Consider the following 20,257-nt stretch of genomic DNA (forward strand, 5'->3'; position numbering starts at 1 on the left):
GCACGCTTTTACCGTCGGGGTTGCTGTTGCGCCCTCGCCCTTGCGGCGAGGCGTTGACTGGTGGCCGAACCTGAGAGAAAGGAAAAACAAAGATGACACTCAGACCAGCCGATCCGAGTGATTTAACGTTTCGCCAGCTTTACGAAAATATTCATCGCGGATTAATGCAGCACGATCGATTGTTGATGTTTCGATCGCCGCTTGGGCCACAAACGTTAATTCCCGTTCGCGCAAGAGGATGGGAAAAAATCGGGCGAGGCTATCGATGGACGGTGGATGTTGTTTCACTGCGTGACGATATTGATAATCTCGCCTTGCAGCATCAGGCGGTCACGCTGTTTCTCAAGCAGCAGGCCCAGCCCTATACGGAGTCTGCTTATCGGCCGATCCACGGGTTTGTGTGCGAGTTCAACAAGCTTGGACTGGACGGGAATCTCACCGTCTACCAAGTCGAGTTCGAGTCGGCGCTGTACTTTCTCGGCAAGGCATTCAGGGACGATCACTGGATCAAAAAAGACGCCCGTGAAATCCTGTTGGAGTTGACCGAGCGGTATCCGCAGTTGCGCGGCCGATTGAAATTTATCCTGACCCGGCAACCGGACGTGCGGCCATACACCCGGCAAAAAGAGACCGACCTGAACTTCTTCCACCGCATCCTGGAGGACGAAGGCTGGTACTTCTATTTCGAGCATGCGCCGGCGCAGTACGACAACGACCCGCGCGTAACAACGCTGGTAATCGTGGATCGGCTCTCCGCGTTGCCGGATGCGCAGTCCGTCGAGTTCTATCGTGGCAATGCCGGCGACGAGGCGGAGGGATTGTCACAGTGGGCCGTGAAGCAGGTCGCGCAAAGTACGGCGTACGGTTCGACCTCGTTCAACTTCAAAGACCCGACGCATTCTTACGCGGTGAGCAGCGAGCTGGACGTCAGCGCAAGCACCTACCCTGTCGAGGAGCGTGGCCAACAAGTGTGGCACGGGGTCCCGTCGGTGCCGACGCGGATACAGGAAGCGTTGCCCTACGCGTACCCGACGACGGATGCGGGCCATCGTCGGGCGGAGATCCGGACAGAGGCGTGGGCGTCGGCCGCGCGGCGATACATTGGTGTCGGCGGGGCGCGTTGGTTCGAGGCGGGCTGGCGCTTCGCACTGGAGCATCACACGTGGCACACGGAGCGAGATCCGCGCGATCGGGAATTCCTGATTGTCGAGGCGGAGTGGTTCATCGAAAACAATGTGCCGTTGGCCGGCCACGCCGGCGCGTATCCGCTGAGCTTGCAGCGCGAACTCGCCGATCTGCGCCGGGAGCATGGCGACCAGTTCAACGTGCAACCGCACCTGGTCGACGGCACAGGCGGTTTCTACCGCGTCAAGGTGGAGGCGCAGCGCACCCACATCGAGTATCGCAGCCCGTTTGAACACCCCAAGTCCATCATGCACCCGGAGCCGGCGATTGTGACCGGGCCGGAGAACGAGGAGGCATGGTCCGACGAGCGCAACCGGGTCTATGTGGTTTTCCCGTGGGACACGAACGCGAAGTTCGAGACGACGGGTACGTCGCCGCCCTTGTCGACGCTGCAAGCCGATACCGGTCAGGACTACGGCGGCGTTCACGTGCCGCGCATCGGTGAAGCCGTCCAAATCGGCTATCAAATGGGGGACTGTGACCGTCCCTATGTGATGGGGCGATTGCCGACCCAACGAACCCAGCCGCAGTGGCACAGCACCGTCCTATTGTCCGGGTTCAAATCGAACGGTTTCGGCCAAACGGGGGCCTACAATGCCTTCGTGCATGACGACGCGACGCATCAGAGCGCGGCGCGGCTGACGACCTATACGGGCGATACGCTGCGAAGCTACAGCCTGTATCACCAAGGTGTACTAATCGATCATTCCGGCCGGAACAACGCCCGTGGCCGGTTTCTCGGGCTGGGTGCGCTGCTGCATACCGATCACTATCTCGCGATCCGGGCCACGGGCGGCGCATATATCGGGACCCACCCAAACGCGTTCAACGATGACCAGCTCAACGTGCAGCAAGCACAGGGGCAGCTGATCGGCGCGGAAAGCCTGATTGAGACGCTGTCGAATGTCGGGGTGCAGCACCACGCCGACAGCCTGAAGGACAGCCACGACGCGCTCAAAGCGTTCACGGATGCCACGCAACAGTCCTCGAAGCTGGAGGCCCGCGGCGGCCGCACAGCGAACGGCGGCACCGGCAGCGCGAACGCTTTCAAGAAGGCCATTCTGTTGCTGGCCAGCCCGTTTGGTATCGGTCTGTCGACACAGGACTCAATGCACTTGGCGGCCGATCGTCACCTCAATCTGGTGAGTGCGCTGAACACGCATATCGCGACGGCGCGGGCGTTCATCGTGAACGCGGCGAGTTCGATCGGGATGTTTACGCAGGCGGCGATGAAGCTGTTCGCCAAGGGGCCGGTGCAGATCCAGTCCCACGACGCGAATATCGAGCTGATCGCCCAAAAGGTGCTCAAGCTGCTGGCGCACGGGGATGTCGAGATCGCGGCCGGCGGCAAGCTGGTACTGACGGCGGGTGGGGCGTCGCTCACGCTGGAGGGCGGCAATATCTTGGGGCACGCGCCGGGCATGGTCGAGTTCAAGGGGGCGTCGCACTCGTTTAGCGGGCCGGCCAGCACGCGCTACACGATGCCGGCGCTGCCGGTCAGTACGCTGGTGCAAAACCCTACGCATGAGTACACGCAGATCTTCGATGTTTCCTCGGTGATCGCCAATCTCGGTGTGGGGCGCAACCTGGAGGCGCAGACGTATCGCATCTACATGCCCGACGGCACGATCCAGCAGCAGGGTGGGCTACTCAAGGGCATGACTGCGACTGTCCACACGCCCGAGCCCACGAAAGTGAGGTGCGAGATCGGCGGTGGGGATTGGCATGCGACCGAGGATTCCTACGACCATGCCGAGCTGCGTGACGAACCAGCCGGCGAGCCGCAGCAAGACGTTTAACGACGCCGGAGACGGCTAGATCCGCAATCCATCAGGAGCACATGTGGCAAACGACCCAACCCAGGATACGACGCCGAAAGCTAGTCCGGTTTCGCTTGTGGAAGTGACCTTCTTGTTTCGAACCTTGACGCGCGAGCCCATCGAGGGGCTGTCAGTGCAGTTCAAGGCTGGCACCGGCACGCCTCCGGCCCCGCCCTGGACGACTGGCCCCGATCCGACGACCGTACAGGAGCCACCCCCAGCTCCCGTGCCGAGCGCGGCGGCCTCCGCGCCTGGCGGGGCGTCTGCGCCGGCGGCAGCCTCTGCCCCCACTGCGGCTTCCGCAGCGGCCGCCGCGCAGGCTGCATCGGGCGATAAAGCGACTGTGCCGGCCGCCGTCGCAAAACCGGTTGCGCCTCCTCCCCCTCCCATATCGGACAACACCCTTGAGGCAACGAGCGACAAGGATGGTTATGCGGTGACGATTACCAATGCCGCGCGTAATCAGCCGATCGACGTGTTTGTGAAGAATCGACGCGGAGAGTACGCGTGGAAAGTGAAGGTCGTGCCGAAGAAAGATATCAGCGCTTTCACCATTAACAGTCCAGAGTATCACATTGATGCGACGACGAAATCCACCCCGAAAGAAGAGTTTGAGAAGGATTTGAATCTTCCTGTTGTAAAAGAGGGGGAGGTTATGACAATTGAGAGATTGGTTAATGAGCTCGGTCCATATATTGCCGATGTTCAGAAGCTTACCGAGCAGGGGCGCGTAAAGAAAGACTACCCGACGAAACATAAGGAAATAACCGTCGACGCAAAGACGCACAAGAAAAAGACAAAAATAACCATTGAGCATCACTATAAGGTTGTCGACACAGGAAAGCCGCAAACGGTTGTGTTTAACCTACTAGGATCCAGGCTGAATTACCCGAAGCCAGAGGTATTTTCAGAGGATCAATACAAAAAAATGGCGACAGAGCTGGATGTTGAGGTCGCGGCCATCAAGGCAATTGTGCAGCAAGAGTCAAAAGGGCATCCATTCTTGGAAAATGGATTGCCTCAGATTTTATATGAGCGGCGGCATTTCTTTAAATTTGCAGCCTATAAAAAAGAGGACGAGGCGGCGGATGTGGCCGCCAAGGCGGCCGGCGCGAAAAAAAGGAAGCCTGTAAAGCGAAAGAAATATTTAACAGAATACGAAAATCCGTATCCAAAATTTCCGGAAATTTGCTTTCCAACAGGAGATAATTACGGCGCCGACGGATTGCATCAGTACGAAAAACTTGTGAGCGCTGCGAATATTGATTTTGAGATCGCCCTAATGTCTTGCTCTTGGGGGGGCTTTCAAATACTTGGCGAGTACTATTTGTCTTGTGGGTGCGCAACCGTTATTGAGTTCGCAAATAAATTTTTATCTGGAACGGATGGGCAGGCAGAGATTTTTATTGCGTTCATGAAGAAGGAGAAGCGCGGAGCCGTTGAGGGGTTGAAGACGCACCAATGGGAGAAAGTTGCGGCATCATACAACGGTGATAGCTGGAGAGATAAAAATCCTGATTATGCGACAAATCTTGGTAAATATTATGCTCAATTTAAGTAAATCGGTCGTATTAATTCTTGTTTTTTTTGCGCAAATCGTGATGGCGCGCGCTGGCGAGGTAATCATTTTTAATGATCCAAATTTGATTGGATTTGATGATGGAAGAAGGGTTGTGGGGATGTATGATGCTGAGAATGAGAAATTCTCTTGCAAGTTTTTGTTTTTGGCGGGTGACTCGCACGACGCGGGCAGCGTGATGGATGATGGTTATAAAAATATAAAAATGCTTACGTTTTTGCCAGGCGAGAAATCGATGAAATTTCCTGATAGGGATAAGTTTTTTGATGTTCCTGCCAATTTGTATCGTCGCGATGACGAATGGGTAATTAAGACGGACACGGGGCAAGCTGGGTGCGAAAACGATACGGGGACATTCACGTTTGATGTTAATTTTATTGGAGCTGTGCATTATTTTGAGGAGAAAAAAATCTCCGCGCTTGGTATTCGCATCATAAATAGAAGGTCAACGTTCTATGACTATAATGATGGGCGATTTATTGCAAGAAAAGGGTATCTTGTAAACAGAAACTTAGTGGTCGCACTACGACAGGTCGGGCAGTTTTCTTTTGTTCGTTTCGTCAATCCGCGGATCGATACGAAAAATGCAGGTCAAGTGACCACTGGGTGGGTGCGGACAGAGAATCTGGTCAACCCTTTTCCGGAAGCCGTTGAGAGTCGCTGACACAAGTCATCAACGAAGCGAGAACAGATGATGACAGCGGCAAGGGAAAGCAACGCAGCATGAATGTCGAGACGACGCTCGCATCGAATGCGCAGTTTGCTAGCAGGTCGTTGAAATACCTCGGTCGGTCCTGCACGATGTAGGTTCCCGAGATCAAGGAAGAGCAGGCCGATGCGAGGTGCGGACGGTTACAACGAATCGTTATTCAGCACGGTGAGGCTAGAAGAATTTGTTCCGCAGGCGCATCCGCTGCGCCAGGTCCGGATATGGCTGAACGAAGCACTGTCGAAGATGGATGCGAAGTTCTCGGCAATGTACGAAGTCGGCGCGAAGGGAGGCCGACCGAGCATCGCGCCTGAGAAGCTGATGCGGGCGATGTTGCTGCAAGTGCTGTACAGCATCCGTAGCGAGCGGCAACTGGTTGAGCAGATCTCGTACAACCTGCTGTTCCGTTGGTTCGTCGGCCTGTCGATCGAGGAAACGGTGTGGAACCACTCGGTGTTCAGCAAGAACCGGGATCGGCTACTGGAATTCGACGCGGTGGCGGAGCTGTTCAACGCGACGGTGGAAACGGCGCAGAAACGGGGCCTGCTGTCGGGCGAACATTTCAGCGTCGATGGCACGCTGATTCAGGCGTGGGCTAGCCACAAGAGCATCCGTCGCAAAGATGGTAGCGACGACGACCGGCCGCCGAGCAACTGGCACGGCCAGCCGCGCAGCAACGAAACGCATGAATCGAAGAGCGACGGTGACAGCCGCCTGTACCGAAAGAGCAATGTGGCGCCGGCGCTGCCGAGCTATCTCGGTCATGTGCTGACCGACAATCGGCACGGCCTGGTGGTCAATGTACAGGCGAGCCGGGCGAATGGCCGAGCCGAGCGCGACGTTGCTGCTGAGATGTTGCGGGACGTCGCGCTACCTGATCGACGCATCACGGTCGGCGCCGACAAGGGTTACGACACGCACGGGTTCATCAAGGCTTGCCGGGACGCGAACGTGACGCCGCCTGTGGCGCGGAACACGAAACGCAGCGGCGGCAGCGCGATCGATAAACGCAAGATTCGGCATCTGGGCTACGCGCTGAGTCAGCGCAAACGGAAATGCATTGAGCAGTGCTTCGGCTGGGGCAAGACGATCGGGCCGCTCCGGCAGGTCGTGGTTCGAGGCCTGGCGAAGGTTGATCAATTGCTCACGCTGACGATGGCGGTCTATAACCTGACGCGATTGAGATCGCTGGCCGCATTGCGCCCGATGGTTGCGTAATGCCCCAGAGCAAGCACCAGGAGGGGCCGATCCGAGGTAACTCCCGCTGAATTGCGCTGACGAACTGAAAATCGAACGCCTCGCGGTGGCTGCCTCGAATAGCGGTAGGGGAAATGCGTCAGGCCGAGAGGTATTTCAACGGCCTGATAAGTGTGCGTCTCCGGGTTTCTTGAATAGTGAGGAAAGACCGGTGACGCGGCCCCTCGTTTGTCTACTCGCGGTAATGGTCAATTATCCGTGTTCAACAGCGATCCTCACGCGCTGGCCGGGAGTGAATCCTACGTGCTTGATTGACCACTCTGTAAGCTTGGGGTTACCACGACATTCAAGTACAGCGCCGGCGGTCGCCTGCTGACCGAAACCCGACCGGATGGCGTTGAACGACGATTCGAGTACGGGGAAGCGGGCGAGTTGCTGGCGCTGGACATCATCGGCGCCCGGACGGTCATGCGACAAAAGATCGACCGATCCGCACCATCCGACTCGAACGCGAACGAATGGGCAATCTGAAGGTGCAGCACACGCCGACCGAAGTCACGCGCTGTGAGCATGACAAGAGTGATCGACTGGTGACGGTCCAGCACACGCCTACGCGGGCCGGCACGGCACTCGGCCTCAAGCCGGCCAGGGCTGCTGTCCGTCTACGACATGCTCAAGGAGGCGGAATCCGCGTCGCGGCGCGCATCCATCGCCGCGCGGCACCAGCCAGCCGACAGGTTGAACGCAAACCGGCTGCGGCACGTACGCGCGCCGACGCGGCGGGCGGCGCCGCGCCACGCCTCGCGAGCTATCATATGGCTCGCCCGTGCGCGATGCCGGACGGGCCGCGACCGTTTCCCTTCACCTGCTGCACGCTGCGACGCCACTTATGAACACCACGCCGGATACGCCCACGCCTCGCGTCCTTCGCGAACTCACGCCCCTCGAGGCCCGCATTCTCGGTGTGCTCGTCGAGAAACAGCACACGGTGCCGGACACCTATCCGCTGTCGCTGAATGCACTGACCGCGGGCTGCAACCAGAAAACCGCGCGTGCGCCGGTGATGAGCGTCAGCGAAGACGAAGTCACGACCGCGCTCGACGGGCTGAAGCACCTGAGCCTCGTGATGGAGGGCAGCAGCAGCCGCGTGCCGCGTTTCGAGCACAACGTGAACCGCGTGCTCGGCATCCCGAGCCAGGCGATCGCGCTGCTGACGATCCTGCTGCTGCGCGGCCCGCAGACGGCCGCCGAGCTGCGCCTGAACAGCGCGCGCCTGCACGGCTTCGCGGATATCTCGTCGGTCGAGGCGTTCCTCGACGAACTCGCGGCGCGCGCACAGGCACTCGTCGTCCGGCTGCCGCGTGCGCCGGGCGCACGCGAGAACCGCTGGATGCACCTGATGTGCGGCGAAGTGAATCTGGCCGACTTCGCCAGCGCGGATGCCGGCGGCGCGGATTCGGTGCCGCCTTCCGAATTCGAGGCACTGAAGGCCGAACAGAAACGCCTTGCGGATGACGTGGCGCGGCTGAATGCGCTGGTTCAGCGGATGGCCGGCGAGCTGGGCATCGACGTCGACGCGCAAGGCGACGCGTCCTGACGCCGATGGCGGCGGTGCCTGCCTATCGGCCGGCTCCGTTGTTGCACAGCCGGGCTGGGACGCGATGCGGATACCTCCGCATCGCCGCGTTACTTCAGCTTGACGCCCGGTACGAGATAGCGCGAGCCGCCCGGTTTCAGGATCGGTGCCAGCGCCGCAAACGGCGCATCGAGCTGCGGCCCGAGACAGGCACCCATTGCGTGCCCGATACCGGAGACGACGAACGACAGCTTTCCGGGCGCATCGAATTCGAACGCCAGATACTGCGGGAACACGTCGGCGCATGCCATCGAATCGCCTTCGCCGTCCGTCACTTGTTCACCCTGCGTTGCCTTGTCGCGCAACCGCGTAATGAAGCTCACCATCGCGGGGCTCGTTCCCGGATCGCCGTCCTTGCCCACCCTAGTCGCGTCGATCACGCGATTCCAGTCGAGGTACGTACCACGCAGCAGGTCGAACGTGACCGGATCGTAGTGATTGTTCGGATGGGCGCCACCGCAGTACGTACTGCCCGATTCCACGATGCCGAGTGCCGCAGGTGACAGCCACGTGACCGTCACCTGTTCGTCGTCGTAGTTGCCGAGCGAACCGGCAGCCGGCCCGTCGTCGGTGTAGCGCGTCGACGCGCATTCGAGCGCGGCGAGATTCATCTGCCAGTGCTGCTGCTCGAGCAGGCGGTTGACCCGTGCCATGACCGCCGGATCGGGATGACGGCTCAGACGCGGATACATGAGCCTCGTGCGCGGGTCGTGCCACATCCGGTACGCGACGGTGCTGCTCCCAATCTCGGGGCCGGCCGGTTGCGCGTGCCCGGCTAGCTTCAGCGTGGCATAAGGCGTCTGCCGCATGTCGATGGCCACGCCGCTTGCGATACCGCTGCCGACACCACCGGCGATGCTGTTGGTAACGGCTTCGACGGAGCCGGGCGCAACCGCGTCGGGATCGTATTCAGCCATGCGCCGCAGCGTGAAGCTGCGCGTCTTGCCGGTGCGCGCGTCGGTCCACTGGCCGCGATAGCCGCCCTTGTCCCGCGTGCCGTGCCAGGTGGCCGCGGCATGGTCGAAATCGGCTTGTTCGCCGAATTCCAATGGACTGCGCGCCTCGTCCGGCAACTGCGTTCGCACGAGCGGTTCGATCAATTCCGCGGGCGTGCCGTGCAGCGGAATATCGACGCCGTGCTGCGCATAGAAGTAGCGGCCCGAGATCGAACCGTCCGCAGCCGGGCGATTGTCGAGTTCCATCACGACGGCGCCGGCGCCTTGCAGCGTTCCTTCGTAGACCGTGCGCGGCGCGGCATTCGCGAAGCCCGCGTGCAGTGCGACCAGCACCCACGCTGTCCGGATCAGCGGGCGCATCACCAGCGGCACCCGGTCTGTTCGGATGCGTCGACATCCAGCACGCGGCCGAACGCGGTCTGCTTGCCGGTACGCGCGCTGGTATAGGTCATCGAATAGATCATCGCGCCCTGCGACATCATCTCGTAGCGTCCATTGATCCTGCCGTCGACCATTTCGACCCAGGTCGTCGTGAACTGGTATGGGCGGCCCTCGGCGAGCACTTCCTCGTCCACGTGCTCGACCACCAGCGGCAGCGCCGTTTTCGCTTTCGCATAGCGGACCATGCCGCCCGACCAACCGACGGCATCGTCGTAGTAGGTGCGCATCTCGAAGCGCACGGGTTTGTCGCCGTCCGATTTGAAGCAGTACACCTCGGTGGAGACCTTGGCGAACGCGGGCAGCGACGCGCAGAGCAACAGGGCGGCAAGGGCTTTTTTCATGATGGGCCGGTGAGGAATGAAGTGCGGCATCAACCGAGCTCGATCCGCGTGGCGCCCGCATCGACGAGCTGGAACAGCAGATCCTCGACGGCCGCTCCGGGCGCGGAGCCGAGATCCGCATTGACGCGCCACCCGTGTTCCGTGCGAACGGGTTCCGACAGATAGTGAACGATCGCATGCAGCCCGTCTTCGCCCGGCGTGTTCTCGTCGTCGACATCGAACCACGCGAAGAACCACGTCTTGAACGCCTCGACCGCCGCGCTTTCGTCGAGACCGTCGGCCTCGATCGTGGCCCAGTCCCACACGAACGGGCGGATCGACACGGCCGCCGTTTCGAGGGTGAACGTGAACGGCTCGAAATCCAGCTGCGTGGTCGAATCGACCATTGCCGGCTGGCCGGCCGATTCGCCGTCGGTGGCGATGATGTCGGACCGGCACGGCAACGCGAGCGGCCCTTCGGTGGCGAGCGTGCCGTCGGCCCGCCGGTAGGCCGGCTCGACGAATACGGCCGGTTGCGCAGCCGCGTTCGCGAGCCGGTCGGCATACGGTTGGCGGATGGCGCGGAGCAGTTCGGAGACGGTCATCGTGGCGTGTCGGTTGGGCTGGGAACGATCGGTCACAGGCAGGCGGTGCGCCGCGCGGCCGGCATCGCACGATGCGGCCGTCGGTACCGGACAGCCGTGATCGTACGGCACTTCGGCAAAACGCGGACAGTCGGCCGAACGGCCGGCGCGCCCCGCATCGCGCGTCGACGGGTTTAGACGTTTACCTTCAAACAATGGAAAACGTCCATCGAGCGCGTGCGCGTTGTGCTTCAATGAATCCGGTTTGTACTCCTACTAAAATTACAAATTCAGAACAGCCCGGATCATTCATTCACAGGAGACAGTCGATGGCTCGGAAACGGTTTTGAAGCGGCACACACGATGGTCTGCAACACCGCCGAACTTCCTTCGATGAAAGCAGGTTATCCCAGGGGCTCCACCCATGTCCTCCCGACGTTTCATGATGGCCGCGGCGGCCGTGTCCGCCACGCTGGCCATCGCCGCACCGCCCGCCAGCGCCGCCGCGCCGACCGTGTCCGACCCGTTCTACACGTACACCGGCACCACGCCGTTGGCATCGATTCCACCAGGCACGGTGCTCAAGACGCGCACCGTCACCTATCACGTGGCCGGCATCCCCACCGCGTTGACCGCGCAGCAGTTGCTGTATCGCACCCATAACGCGCTGAACCAGCCGGTCGTCAACGTGACGTCCGTGATCAAGAGCCAGGTCAGCAACGGCCAGGCCATCTCGTACCAGTCGGCCTATGACTCGCTGAACCCGTACGACGAGCCGTCGCAGGTGATCGCCGGCGACCGCGACGTGACCAAGGTCATCAATGTCGGCACGCTGCTCTACAGCGCGGAATCGATTCCGCTGTCGACACTGCTGCTGCTTGGCTACAACGTCATCGTGCCCGATACGGAAGGCCAGACGGCCGACTTCGCTGCCGGCCCCGAATACGGGATGACGACGCTCGATTCGATCCGCGCGGCGCTCAATACGCCGTCGACGGGCCTGAACCCGTCGAGCAAGGTCGCGATGATCGGCTATTCCGGTGGCGCGATCGCGACGAACTGGGCCGCGCAGCTCGCGCCGAGCTACGCGCCCGAGATCAACAAGCAACTCGTCGGCGCGGCGGAAGGCGGCGTACTGGTCGACCCCGCGCACAACCTGCGCTACGTCGACGGCAGCATCGTGTGGGGCGGCGTGGCCGCGGCCGCGCTGGCCGGGCTGTCGCGCGGCTACGGCTTCGACCTGACGCCCTATCTCAGCGACACCGGCGTCGCCGTGTTCAAGGACATCCAGAGCCAGTCGCTCGCCTACATCCTGCCGAAGTACACGGGGCTGCACTGGGGCACGCTGTTCAAGCCGCAATACGCGAACGACATCAACAGCATTCCCGTGTACGTGACGTATGCGAACAAGGTGAATGCGGCGCTGGCCGCATCGCCGACGATCCCGATGTTCATCGGCCAGGGCACGGCCGGCGCGCTCGATGGCACGTTCGGCAGCCAGGTGGGCGACGGCGTGATGATGGCGTACGACGTGCGTGCGCTGGCGCAGAAGTTCTGTGCCAGCGGCACGCCGGTCACGTACACCGAATATCCGCTCGAGCATGCGGGCGCGATCGTGCCGTGGGTGGCCGGCATGCTGCCGTGGCTCTACGACCGCTTCAACGGGAAAGCCGCACCGAGCAACTGCTGGCTGACGTCGCTGCTGCCGAGCAATTCGCTGGCGCCCGAGACGCTGCATTAGCCGCAACGCCGCGCGTGATGCGGCGCGTGGCCGGGCGACCCTTCGCGGGTCGCCTTTTTCTTTTCGCCTGTTGATTTCCGTCGCGCTGCCGTCATGCAGCCGCGCCCGTTCCCCCGCCGCAACCCGCCACCGTCCCGCCCGGGTGCCATAATCGAGCCTGCCCATCATTCCAGACGTCCCCCGGAGAATCACCATGCAGAACCTCGACAATCCTTCCCACGATCGCGAGGTAGGCAGCGCCGACGCGACGCAAGACACCACGCGCATCGACGACGTTCGCATCGGCGCCGTGCGCCCGCTGATTTCGCCGGCGCTGCTGCTGGACGAACTGCCGGTGCCGGCCGCCACGCAGACGCTCGTCGAGGACACGCGCCGCGCGATCGGCGACATCCTGCACGGCCGCGACGACCGGCTGCTGCTCGTCGTCGGCCCGTGCTCGATTCACGATCACGACCAGGCACTCGATTACGCGCGCCGCCTGAAGGTGGCCGCCGATGCGCTGAAGGACGACCTGCTGATCACGATGCGCGTCTACTTCGAGAAGCCGCGCACGACGGTCGGCTGGAAGGGCTACATCAACGATCCGCGCCTCGACGGCAGCTTCCGCATCAACGAAGGGCTGCGCGCCGCGCGGCAACTGCTGCTCGACATCAACGCGCTCGGCCTGCCGGCGTCGACCGAATTCCTCGACCTGCTGAGTCCGCAGTACATCGCCGACCTGATCGCGTGGGGCGCGATCGGCGCGCGCACGACCGAGAGCCAGAGCCATCGCCAGCTCGCGTCGGGCCTCAGCTGCCCGATCGGCTTCAAGAACGGCACCGACGGCGGCGTGCAGGTCGCGTCCGACGCGATCGTCGCCGCGGCTGCGAGCCATGCGTTCATGGGGATGACGAAGATGGGGATGGCCGCGATCTTCGAGACGCGCGGCAACGACGACGCGCACGTGATCCTGCGCGGCGGCAAGAACGGCCCGAACTACGACGCCGAACATGTCGAGGCGAGCTGCGCGGTGCTGCGCAAGGCCGGCTTGCGCGAGCAGGTGATGGTCGACTGCTCGCACGCGAATTCGAACAAGTCGCACGACCGGCAGATCGACGTCGCGCAGGATCTCGCGCGGCAACTGTCGCAGGGCGAGCAGCGGATCGTCGGCGTGATGGTCGAGAGCCATCTCGAAGCCGGGCGCCAGGACCTGAAGCCGGGCGTGGCGCTGAAGTACGGCGTATCGATCACGGATGCGTGCCTGAGCTGGACGCAGACGGAGCCGGTGCTCGACGTGCTGGCCGACGCGGTGCGGCAACGGCGCGCGCAGTCGCGCAACGCGTGACGGGGGCGAACCCGACGTGACCGATTTCCCGTCCGACGCGCCGGCCATGCAGGGCGACCCTTCTGCTTCCGGCATGACGGTACGGGCACTGGTGCCACCCGGCAAGCTGTTCACGATGTCGGGCGTCGGGTGGGCGGCGATGCTCGGTTCGCCGCTCGCGGGCGGCATCCTGCTCGCGGCGAACGCACGGCGTCTCGGGAATCGCGCGCTCGCGCAGCGGCAGATTCTCGCAACGGCGCTCGTCACGCTCGTGTCGATCGCGCTGTATGCGGTGGTGGACATACCGGAAACCACGGTGGTGCAGCACGCGCTCGTGCATGCCGTCGTCATTGCCGGTCTCGCCGGGACGATCGTCTATGCACGACACGAGCAAGGCGCGGCCGTCGCCGCTCACCGGGCCGCCGGCGGCGCGCTGCAATCGAACTGGCGCGCGGCGGGCATCGGCCTGCTGACGCTGCTTGGCGTCTGGTTGTCGATTGCCGTGGTGGGCGTGGCGCTGGGTGTCGCGGGCGTGCTGAACTTCAACAACGACCTGCAGATCCTGCGCAGTTATCCGGCGCCTGCGGAGCTGCGTTTGCCTCCGGAATGGCGGGTCGTGAGCCAGCCGGAAGGTCACGGCGACGTGAGCTACCGGATCCGGCGTTTCAGGTTCGGGCTGATCTCGGCGGGGATCGACTTCGTCATCGGCGACAAGAGCGACGATGCCCTGACGAGCCTATGCGACGGGTGGGACGATCCGGTCGACGAAGGTGGCAGCGCGATCGGATCGTCGCACGCGGCGAAGAACACGATAGCCGGCCGGCCCGCACAGAAGTGCGAGCACAAGGAGACACTCCGCGAAGTAGTCGTCCACCAGGCGGTCGTGGTGACCTCCGGCGACACGAAGACCTGCGCGCTGGTCTACACGGCGCGCGAGGAAAACTATGCGCGTTATCTGCCGGAGTTCGACCGCGTACGCGATTCGCTGCGGTGTCCGTAACGTCGCCATCGCGTGGGGAGCGTGACGGGGCTGCGTCATCGCGTCCGATGCAGCGTTGCGCGAGTGGCGCTAACATGGGCCGGTGCGATGCGTCGTGCGCAGGCCGCCGCGCTTCATGCGACGCAGGCACGGAGGCGGCTTGGCCGGCCGCCGATACCGACAACAATTCACCGGAGTACCTGACAGCATGGCTTTCTACAAGACCCTCATCGCAGCAACTGTCCTCGCATCGAGCGTCAGCGCGCACGCGCAGATCGCGGGTGCGCAGCCGATCAGCGTGACCGTCGAGCAATCGCAGGCGCTGCTCGAAGGCTGGAGCGTGAAGAAGAGCGTGCTCGGCAAGGCCGTCTACAACGACGCGAACCAGAAGGTCGGCACCGTGCGCGACCTGATCGTCGCACCGGACGGCTCGGTGTCGGCGGCGATCGTATCGGCCGGCGGCTTCCTCGGCGTGGCCGCGCACGACGTCGCGGTGCCGATCGCGTCGCTCGACGTGCGCAACGGCAACATCTACCTGCCGGGTGCGACGAAGGACGCACTGAAGGCGACGCCCGCGTTCCAGTACGCGAAGGTGCCGTCGCCGCCGAAGCCGAAGAAGGTCGACGACAAGCACTGACCCGTTTCCCCGGTGCGGCGCCCGTTGCGGGATGCGGCGGGCGCCGCATGGTCAGTCAGCCCGCCGATGTCTCGTCCGGCGGCGCGAGCGCCACGACATGGCTGATGCCTTCGTGTGCCATCTTCGTATAAGGGCTGAAGCGCTCCGTATTGCGGACGAGTTCTTCCGCCACCGCGCGCTCGACGCCCGGCAGCCGCACGCGAATGTTCGCGTTCAGCATGAACAGCCCGTCCATCGGATCGCGGCAGAAGTCGATCGACGCGCATACCGACGCACCGGCGATCGATACGCCGGCCTGCACAGCCAGCAGACTCAACGCACCGTGAAAGCACGCCGCATAACTCGCGGCGAACAGTTGCTCGGGGTTCGGGCCGTCGCCGGGCCCGCCGAGTGCGGACGGCAGGCGCAGCTCGACATCGAGGCGTCCGTCGTCGGACCGGGCGATGCCCGACGCGCGGCCGTGCTCCGCGGCGCCGCCCGTGACGGTCACCGTCGTCGAGTACAGCGTCTGCGGTTCCCGTCCGCGATACTTGTCGAGCAGCGACAGCGGTGGCGGGCGCAGTGGCGTCATGGTGTGCGTGATCCTGTTGTGGCGTTCAGCGGGCGGCCTGGCTCTGGCGGAACCACGCGTCGAACGTGGTCGCGCCGAGGCGTGCACCGGGCGCTGGGACGAGCGTGTCGTCCTGCAGCATGGCGCCGAAATAGTCGGCGCCTGCATCCCTGACCACCGTGCGCGCGTCGTGCGTGACCGACAGGAAATGCTCGACGAGATCGGCAATCCGCACGCGATCGGGGCCGCCGATTTCAGCGATGCCGTTGCGCGGCGCGTCGAGCGCGAAATCGGTGACGGCGTCCGCGACGTCGTCCGATGCGATCGGCTGGAAGTGCGCGGTGCTCAACCGCGTCGTGTCGCCTTGCGCGCCCGCTTGCCCGATCGCGCCGAGGAATTCGAAGAACTGCGTCGAACGCACGATCGTGTACGGCACGCCGGCTTCGCGGATCAGGTTCTCCTGGATGATCTTGCCGCGGAAATACGCGCTCTGCTGCAGCCGGTCGGTGCCGACCACCGACAACGCGACGTGATGGCGCACGCCGGCCGCACGCTCCGCCGCGAACAGGTTGCGCCCCGACGTCTCGAAGAACGCCTTCACGGCCGCTTCCTCGAACGACGGCGAATTCGCGAGATCGACCACGACGTCCGCGCCTGCCAGCGCGTCGCTCAGCCCCGCGCCCGTGATCGTATCGACGCCCGTCGACGGTGCTGCTGCAACGGCGTTGTGGCCGCGCGCAATCAGGTTCCTGACGACTTTACTGCCGATAAGACCGGTACCGCCAATCACGACGATCTTCACGAATGTTCTCCTTGAATGGGCGCGCGACACGCGCGCCGCTTGAATGTGTCGAAGCCGGCGCGCATCGCGTTCGAGCGAGTGCACCGGTATGTTTCTGACCGGCCCGCCACCGAAATCGCGCGCCGTTCGACCAGCCAGCATCGTAGGCGCGCGCCGCGCGATCCGGTAGCGCCCCGCAGGCACTCACGGTGTTGCGTTAAATGCATCAATCGACCGTCTCCAGTGCGGCCATCGTCGTCATCGTCGTCAGGCACTGCAGGTCGCGCGCACGCGTCTGTTCGATCATGTAATCGATGAACACGCGGATGCGCGTGGGCAGGTGCTTGCGGCTCAGGTAACAGAGATAGTGGCCGCCGTCGTCCGGCGCGTGCTGGCCGAGACAGCTCACCAGTTGGCCGTCGGCGAGCAGGTCGCACACCTGGTACGCGGGCAACTGCGCGATGCCGAGCCCGTCGAGCGCCGCGCGCACGACGAGGTCCATGTCGTTGAACGTGTGATGCGCGGCGAGCTGGCGCTGCTGCGCGAGCCCGTCGATCCTGAATTCCCATTCCGTCACGCGGCCCGACGCGGTGCGCAGGTTGATGCAGCGATGCTGCGCGAGTTCGTCGACGTGGCGCGGCAAGCCGTGCCGGTGTGCGTACGATGGCGACGCGCAGACGATCATCTGCATCGGAATCAGCCGGCGCGCGACGATGGCGCTGTCCTCCATCCGGCCGTCGCGAAATGCAACGTCGATGCGGTCGGCGGAGAAGTCGGCCGGGCGGTCGTTCAGCAGCAGTTCGAGCGTGATGTCCGGATACTGCGCGTGGAAATCGCGCAGCAGCGGCGCGACGATCTTGCGGCCGAAGCCCGGCGTCGAGCCGATGCGCAGGTGCCCGCTCGGCGGTCCGCTGCGCAGCTCGCGCATGTCGTCGAGCGCCTGCGCCAGATGCTCGATGCCGGGCCGGCAGTTTTCGTAGAAGCGTTCGCCTTCGCGCGTCAGCGACATGCTGCGCGTCGTGCGCTGGAACAGGCGTGCGTCGAGCCGGTCCTCAAGTCGTTGCACTTGGCGGCTGACCGACGAGCGGCCGACGCCGAGGCGATCGGCGGCGCGGGCGAAGCTGCCCTCGGTGACGACGGCGAGGAAGGTGACCACGCCGGCGTAGCAGGTCGAGAAGCTGCGCGCGAACGGATCGTCGGCATCGGGGCGGCGGATGGAAGTGTCAGACATGGGGCGCTGGAATCGTGGTGTCCATGTGCGGCTAGACGTTTCAGCGCTGCGGCCTGTGACACCGTCCGCCACATTTTTTTTGAAAAGGGGCGCGGCGGCGGGCGAGCCGGCTATTTTTCCGGCACGAGCACGGGCGCGCCCTTGTCCTTCAGCAGCAGCACGATGAACTTCGCGGGTCGGGTCCGGCTCGCGTTGCGCCCGACGGTGTGCAGGTCGTTCGGACCCTCGTAGAACGTCTGGCCCGGTTTCAGCGTGACGGGCTCGCCGCCCTGCACCTGCATCACGATCGAGCCTTCCACGACGTAGACGAACGCCTCGGCGTGGTGGCGGTGGACGGGATCGACCGCGCCGGGCGGATAGTCGACCGAGATCATCAGGGCTTCTTTGCCCGGGTACGCGTCGAGCGGCTTCGTCATCAGCGGCGTGACGACGGCCGAGGGTGCCGCGCGAACGGCACCCGTCGCGGCGCCCGCGACGACGAGCGCGGACGCGATGACGTGTTTCATGCGAATCATGGCGATGGCTTCCGGTGGGCCGCCGGCAAACGACAGACGGCCGGCGGCGAGGGAGGGCAGTGGGCGGCAAGGCGCCGCGCGAAATCATGTTAGGTGCGCGCCGCGCCGCGCGGTAGGCCTGCACAGGGACGCATCGTGTTGCGCACACTGCACCAATCCCGGCGCGACGGCGGCCGCGCTTGGCGCGTGACGCGCCGAGCGCGCGTCAGTCGGCGGTGCAGGCGGCCGCGATCCGGGCGAGCTTGTCGGGGTTGCGCTGGACGAGAATCCGGGCGATGCGCGTGCCGTCGGTCTCGAACGACATCGCCGATTCGAGCTGTCCGTCGATGAAGCGCAGCATCGCCCACTGGCCGTTCAGCACGACGGGCCGCATCTCGACACCGCTGCCGCAGCGCAACCACGTCGCATAGAACAGTTGAGCGATACGTCGGCCGCCGACCATCGGCTTCGGGAAGCTCGTGACCTTGCCGCCGCCGTCGCCGATCAGCGTCGCGTCTTCGGCGAGCAGCGCCTGGATCGACGGGAAGTCGCCGCGTGCGAGCGCGTGCGTGAACGTCTGCAGCAGCCGGCGATGCGTTTCGTGCGGCACCGCATGCCGCGTCGGGGTGTCGTCGCGCAGCCGTGCCCTGGCCCGGCTGACGAGCTGCCGGCACGCGGCTTCGGTCTTGCCGATCGCGTCGGCGACCTGGCCGTAGTCGAACTCGAAGATTTCATGCAGCAGGAAGGCCGCGCGCGCTTCCGGCGTCAACCGTTCGAGCAGCAGCAGGTACGCAACCGATACGTCGCTCGCGCGCTCCGTCATTTCCTCGGGCGTCGCGGGCGATTCGCCGAGTTCCGGCTCGGGCAGCCAGATACCCGTGTAGTGTTCGCGCCGGATCTTTGCCGCGCGCAGGCGGTCGATCGAGGTCCGGGTCGTGACCGCGACGAGCCACGCTTCGCTGTTCTCGATGCTGTCGCGTGCGGCTTCGTGCCAGCGCAGCCACACATCCTGGACGATGTCCTCGGCGTCCGCGACGGAGCCGAGCATCCGGTAGGCGATCTTCTGCAGGCGCGGGCGCAGCGCGTGGAAGGTCTGTGCGTCGTTGCTCATGACGGCCACACCCCGCTGAACCCGAACGCAACCGGCCCGCTCAGGAACACGCTGCCGGTGCCGTCCCATTGAACGGCGACGTCGCCGCCGTCGCACGTCACCCGCACCGTATCGTCGAGCAGCCCGCGCCGGATGCCGTTGACCGCCGCGCCGCACGAACACGAGCCGGACCCGAGCGGCACGCCGCCACCGCGCTCCCAGATGCGAAGGCGAATGTGCGAACGGCTGACGACCTGCACGACATGCACGTTGGTGCGCTGCGGAAACAGCGGATGGGTTTCGATCGACGGGCCGAACGTTTCGAGATCGACCGCATCGGCATCGTCGACGAAGAACGTGCAGTGCGGATTGCCCATGCTGCATGCGGACGGTGCGCCGGGCAGCGGCAGGGCGAGCGTGTCGGCTTCCTCGGCGGTGGGGATGTCCTGCCAGCCGATGCGCGGCGCGCCCATCTCGACCTTGATCAGCCCTTGCGCATCGTGCGAGCAGCGCAGGCGCCCGCGATTCGTGCGCAGCACGACCGACGCCGCGCCGGTTTCCCGCATCAGCTTCCACGCGACCCCGCGCGTCGCGCTGCCGCAGGTATCGAGCGTCGAGCCGTCGGGGTTCCGGAACGCGACGCGCGCGGCCGCGTCGTCGCAGTCCGACATCACCGCGAGCTGGTTGAAGCCGATCCCGCAGCGTCGGTCGCCCATGCGCCGCACGAGGTCGCGGTCGATGCGGTGTACTCGATCCTGATCCTGACCGCGCAGGTCGACGATGACGAAGTCATCGCCGTTCGCGTTCATTTTCTGAAATCCGATCGGCATGGCGGTTCCGGAATGGAGGCAGGCGAACACTTTACGTGGCTCGCCGGTCGCGATCAATCGCCGCCGATGGCGCACCTGCGGCATACGTCTACGTAATTCTACGTAGCTCCGCATACGTAGTTATCCGCTTGTAAGCCACCCCTGTCGCACGGAATACTACGGCCCATCGTCGCGGCCGTTGCGAGGCCGTGGCA

The 20,257-nt window shown here is 63.8% G+C and carries 19 protein-coding genes and 1 pseudogene; 10 read left to right on the forward strand and 10 right to left on the reverse strand.

Annotated elements, in window-relative coordinates:
• The first annotated feature begins 92 nt into the window (after positions 1-92).
• From QZM67_RS10215 to QZM67_RS10225, 3 genes are read left to right on the forward strand one after another with little or no spacing between them, the layout of a single operon-like run.
• Positions 93-2,984: a type VI secretion system Vgr family protein gene (locus QZM67_RS10215; RefSeq protein WP_301802420.1), complete on the forward strand. Its 2,892-nt coding sequence runs from the start codon at positions 93-95 to the stop codon at positions 2,982-2,984.
• 43 nt (positions 2,985-3,027) lie between these two features.
• Positions 3,028-4,566 (forward strand): N-acetylmuramidase family protein, encoded by a 1,539-nt coding sequence (locus tag QZM67_RS10220; protein ID WP_301802422.1) that lies wholly within the window; start codon positions 3,028-3,030, stop codon positions 4,564-4,566.
• Positions 4,538-5,248, forward strand: a complete 711-nt coding sequence (locus tag QZM67_RS10225) for a hypothetical protein (protein WP_301802425.1) — start codon at positions 4,538-4,540, stop codon at positions 5,246-5,248. The genes QZM67_RS10220 and QZM67_RS10225 overlap by 29 nt, the downstream gene beginning before the upstream one ends.
• On the opposite strand, the pseudogene QZM67_RS10230 reads toward QZM67_RS10225, so the two are convergent.
• Positions 5,248-5,346: pseudogene (locus tag QZM67_RS10230) on the reverse strand (IS5/IS1182 family transposase); the annotation flags it as partial. The gene QZM67_RS10225 and the pseudogene QZM67_RS10230 overlap by 1 nt on opposite strands.
• Positions 5,347-5,419: 73 nt before the next feature.
• On the opposite strand from QZM67_RS10230, the gene QZM67_RS10235 reads away from it, so the two are divergent.
• From QZM67_RS10235 to QZM67_RS10245, 3 genes are all read left to right on the forward strand, one after another.
• The gene (locus QZM67_RS10235; protein ID WP_301802428.1) at positions 5,420-6,511 is read left to right on the forward strand and encodes an IS5 family transposase; all 1,092 of its coding nucleotides are present in this window, start codon (positions 5,420-5,422) and stop codon (positions 6,509-6,511) included.
• 351 nt (positions 6,512-6,862) lie between these two features.
• Positions 6,863-7,021 (forward strand): hypothetical protein, encoded by a 159-nt coding sequence (locus QZM67_RS10240; protein ID WP_301802873.1) that lies wholly within the window; start codon positions 6,863-6,865, stop codon positions 7,019-7,021.
• 358 nt (positions 7,022-7,379) lie between these two features.
• Positions 7,380-8,087: a YceH family protein gene (locus QZM67_RS10245; protein WP_301802431.1), complete on the forward strand. Its 708-nt coding sequence runs from the start codon at positions 7,380-7,382 to the stop codon at positions 8,085-8,087.
• Between the two features lie 89 nt (positions 8,088-8,176).
• Here QZM67_RS10245 and QZM67_RS10250 read toward each other — a convergent pair whose 3' ends face one another.
• From QZM67_RS10250 to QZM67_RS10260, 3 genes are read right to left on the reverse strand one after another with little or no spacing between them, the layout of a single operon-like run.
• A complete protein-coding gene (locus QZM67_RS10250) occupies positions 8,177-9,442 on the reverse strand; it encodes a hypothetical protein (protein ID WP_301802434.1) in 1,266 nt (421 codons plus the stop codon).
• The gene (locus tag QZM67_RS10255) at positions 9,442-9,894 is read right to left on the reverse strand and encodes a hypothetical protein (protein WP_301802437.1); all 453 of its coding nucleotides are present in this window, start codon (positions 9,892-9,894) and stop codon (positions 9,442-9,444) included. Before QZM67_RS10255 ends, QZM67_RS10250 begins: the two co-directional genes overlap by 1 nt.
• On the reverse strand, positions 9,894-10,448 hold the full coding sequence (locus QZM67_RS10260; RefSeq protein ID WP_367620439.1) for a hypothetical protein: 555 nt from the start codon (positions 10,446-10,448) through the stop codon (positions 9,894-9,896). The genes QZM67_RS10255 and QZM67_RS10260 overlap by 1 nt, the downstream gene beginning before the upstream one ends.
• 403 nt (positions 10,449-10,851) lie before the next feature.
• On the opposite strand from QZM67_RS10260, the gene QZM67_RS10265 reads away from it, so the two are divergent.
• The 4 genes from QZM67_RS10265 to QZM67_RS10280 all read left to right on the forward strand — a co-directional run bounded on the left by QZM67_RS10265 (position 10,852) and on the right by QZM67_RS10280 (position 15,087).
• On the forward strand, positions 10,852-12,168 hold the full coding sequence (locus tag QZM67_RS10265; RefSeq protein ID WP_301802443.1) for a lipase family protein: 1,317 nt from the start codon (positions 10,852-10,854) through the stop codon (positions 12,166-12,168).
• Positions 12,169-12,361: 193 nt separating this feature from the next.
• Entirely contained in the window at positions 12,362-13,492 is a 1,131-nt protein-coding gene (locus QZM67_RS10270) for a 3-deoxy-7-phosphoheptulonate synthase (RefSeq protein ID WP_043186454.1), read from the forward strand.
• 16 nt (positions 13,493-13,508) lie between these two features.
• A complete protein-coding gene (locus QZM67_RS10275) occupies positions 13,509-14,471 on the forward strand; it encodes a hypothetical protein (protein WP_301802450.1) in 963 nt (320 codons plus the stop codon).
• A 187-nt stretch (positions 14,472-14,658) separates the two neighbouring features.
• Positions 14,659-15,087: a PRC-barrel domain-containing protein gene (locus tag QZM67_RS10280; protein WP_043186457.1), complete on the forward strand. Its 429-nt coding sequence runs from the start codon at positions 14,659-14,661 to the stop codon at positions 15,085-15,087.
• A 55-nt stretch (positions 15,088-15,142) separates the two neighbouring features.
• On the opposite strand, the gene QZM67_RS10285 is transcribed toward QZM67_RS10280, so the two are convergent.
• The 6 genes from QZM67_RS10285 to dapF form a co-directional block, all read right to left on the reverse strand.
• Complete coding sequence (locus QZM67_RS10285) at positions 15,143-15,658, reverse strand: Ohr family peroxiredoxin (RefSeq protein WP_301802452.1); 516 nt, start codon at positions 15,656-15,658, stop codon at positions 15,143-15,145.
• A 25-nt stretch (positions 15,659-15,683) separates the two neighbouring features.
• Positions 15,684-16,439, reverse strand: coding sequence for an SDR family oxidoreductase (locus QZM67_RS10290; protein ID WP_301802454.1), 756 nt, complete (start codon positions 16,437-16,439; stop codon positions 15,684-15,686).
• Positions 16,440-16,644: 205 nt separating this feature from the next.
• Positions 16,645-17,649 carry a LysR family transcriptional regulator gene (locus QZM67_RS10295; RefSeq protein WP_301802456.1) on the reverse strand — a complete coding sequence of 335 codons (1,005 nt, stop codon included), beginning with the start codon at positions 17,647-17,649 and terminating at the stop codon, positions 16,645-16,647.
• A 110-nt stretch (positions 17,650-17,759) separates the two neighbouring features.
• Complete coding sequence (locus QZM67_RS10300) at positions 17,760-18,164, reverse strand: cupin domain-containing protein (protein ID WP_301802459.1); 405 nt, start codon at positions 18,162-18,164, stop codon at positions 17,760-17,762.
• Between the two features lie 205 nt (positions 18,165-18,369).
• The gene (locus QZM67_RS10305) at positions 18,370-19,254 is read right to left on the reverse strand and encodes an RNA polymerase sigma-70 factor (protein ID WP_301802460.1); all 885 of its coding nucleotides are present in this window, start codon (positions 19,252-19,254) and stop codon (positions 18,370-18,372) included.
• A complete protein-coding gene (gene dapF, locus QZM67_RS10310) occupies positions 19,251-20,063 on the reverse strand; it encodes a diaminopimelate epimerase (RefSeq protein WP_301802874.1) in 813 nt (270 codons plus the stop codon). Before dapF ends, QZM67_RS10305 begins: the two co-directional genes overlap by 4 nt.
• Positions 20,064-20,257: the final 194 nt, after the last annotated feature.

Origin of the sequence: Burkholderia sp. AU45251 (genome assembly GCF_030482905.1) — a bacterium.
Lineage (GTDB): Bacteria > Pseudomonadota > Gammaproteobacteria > Burkholderiales > Burkholderiaceae > Burkholderia > Burkholderia aenigmatica.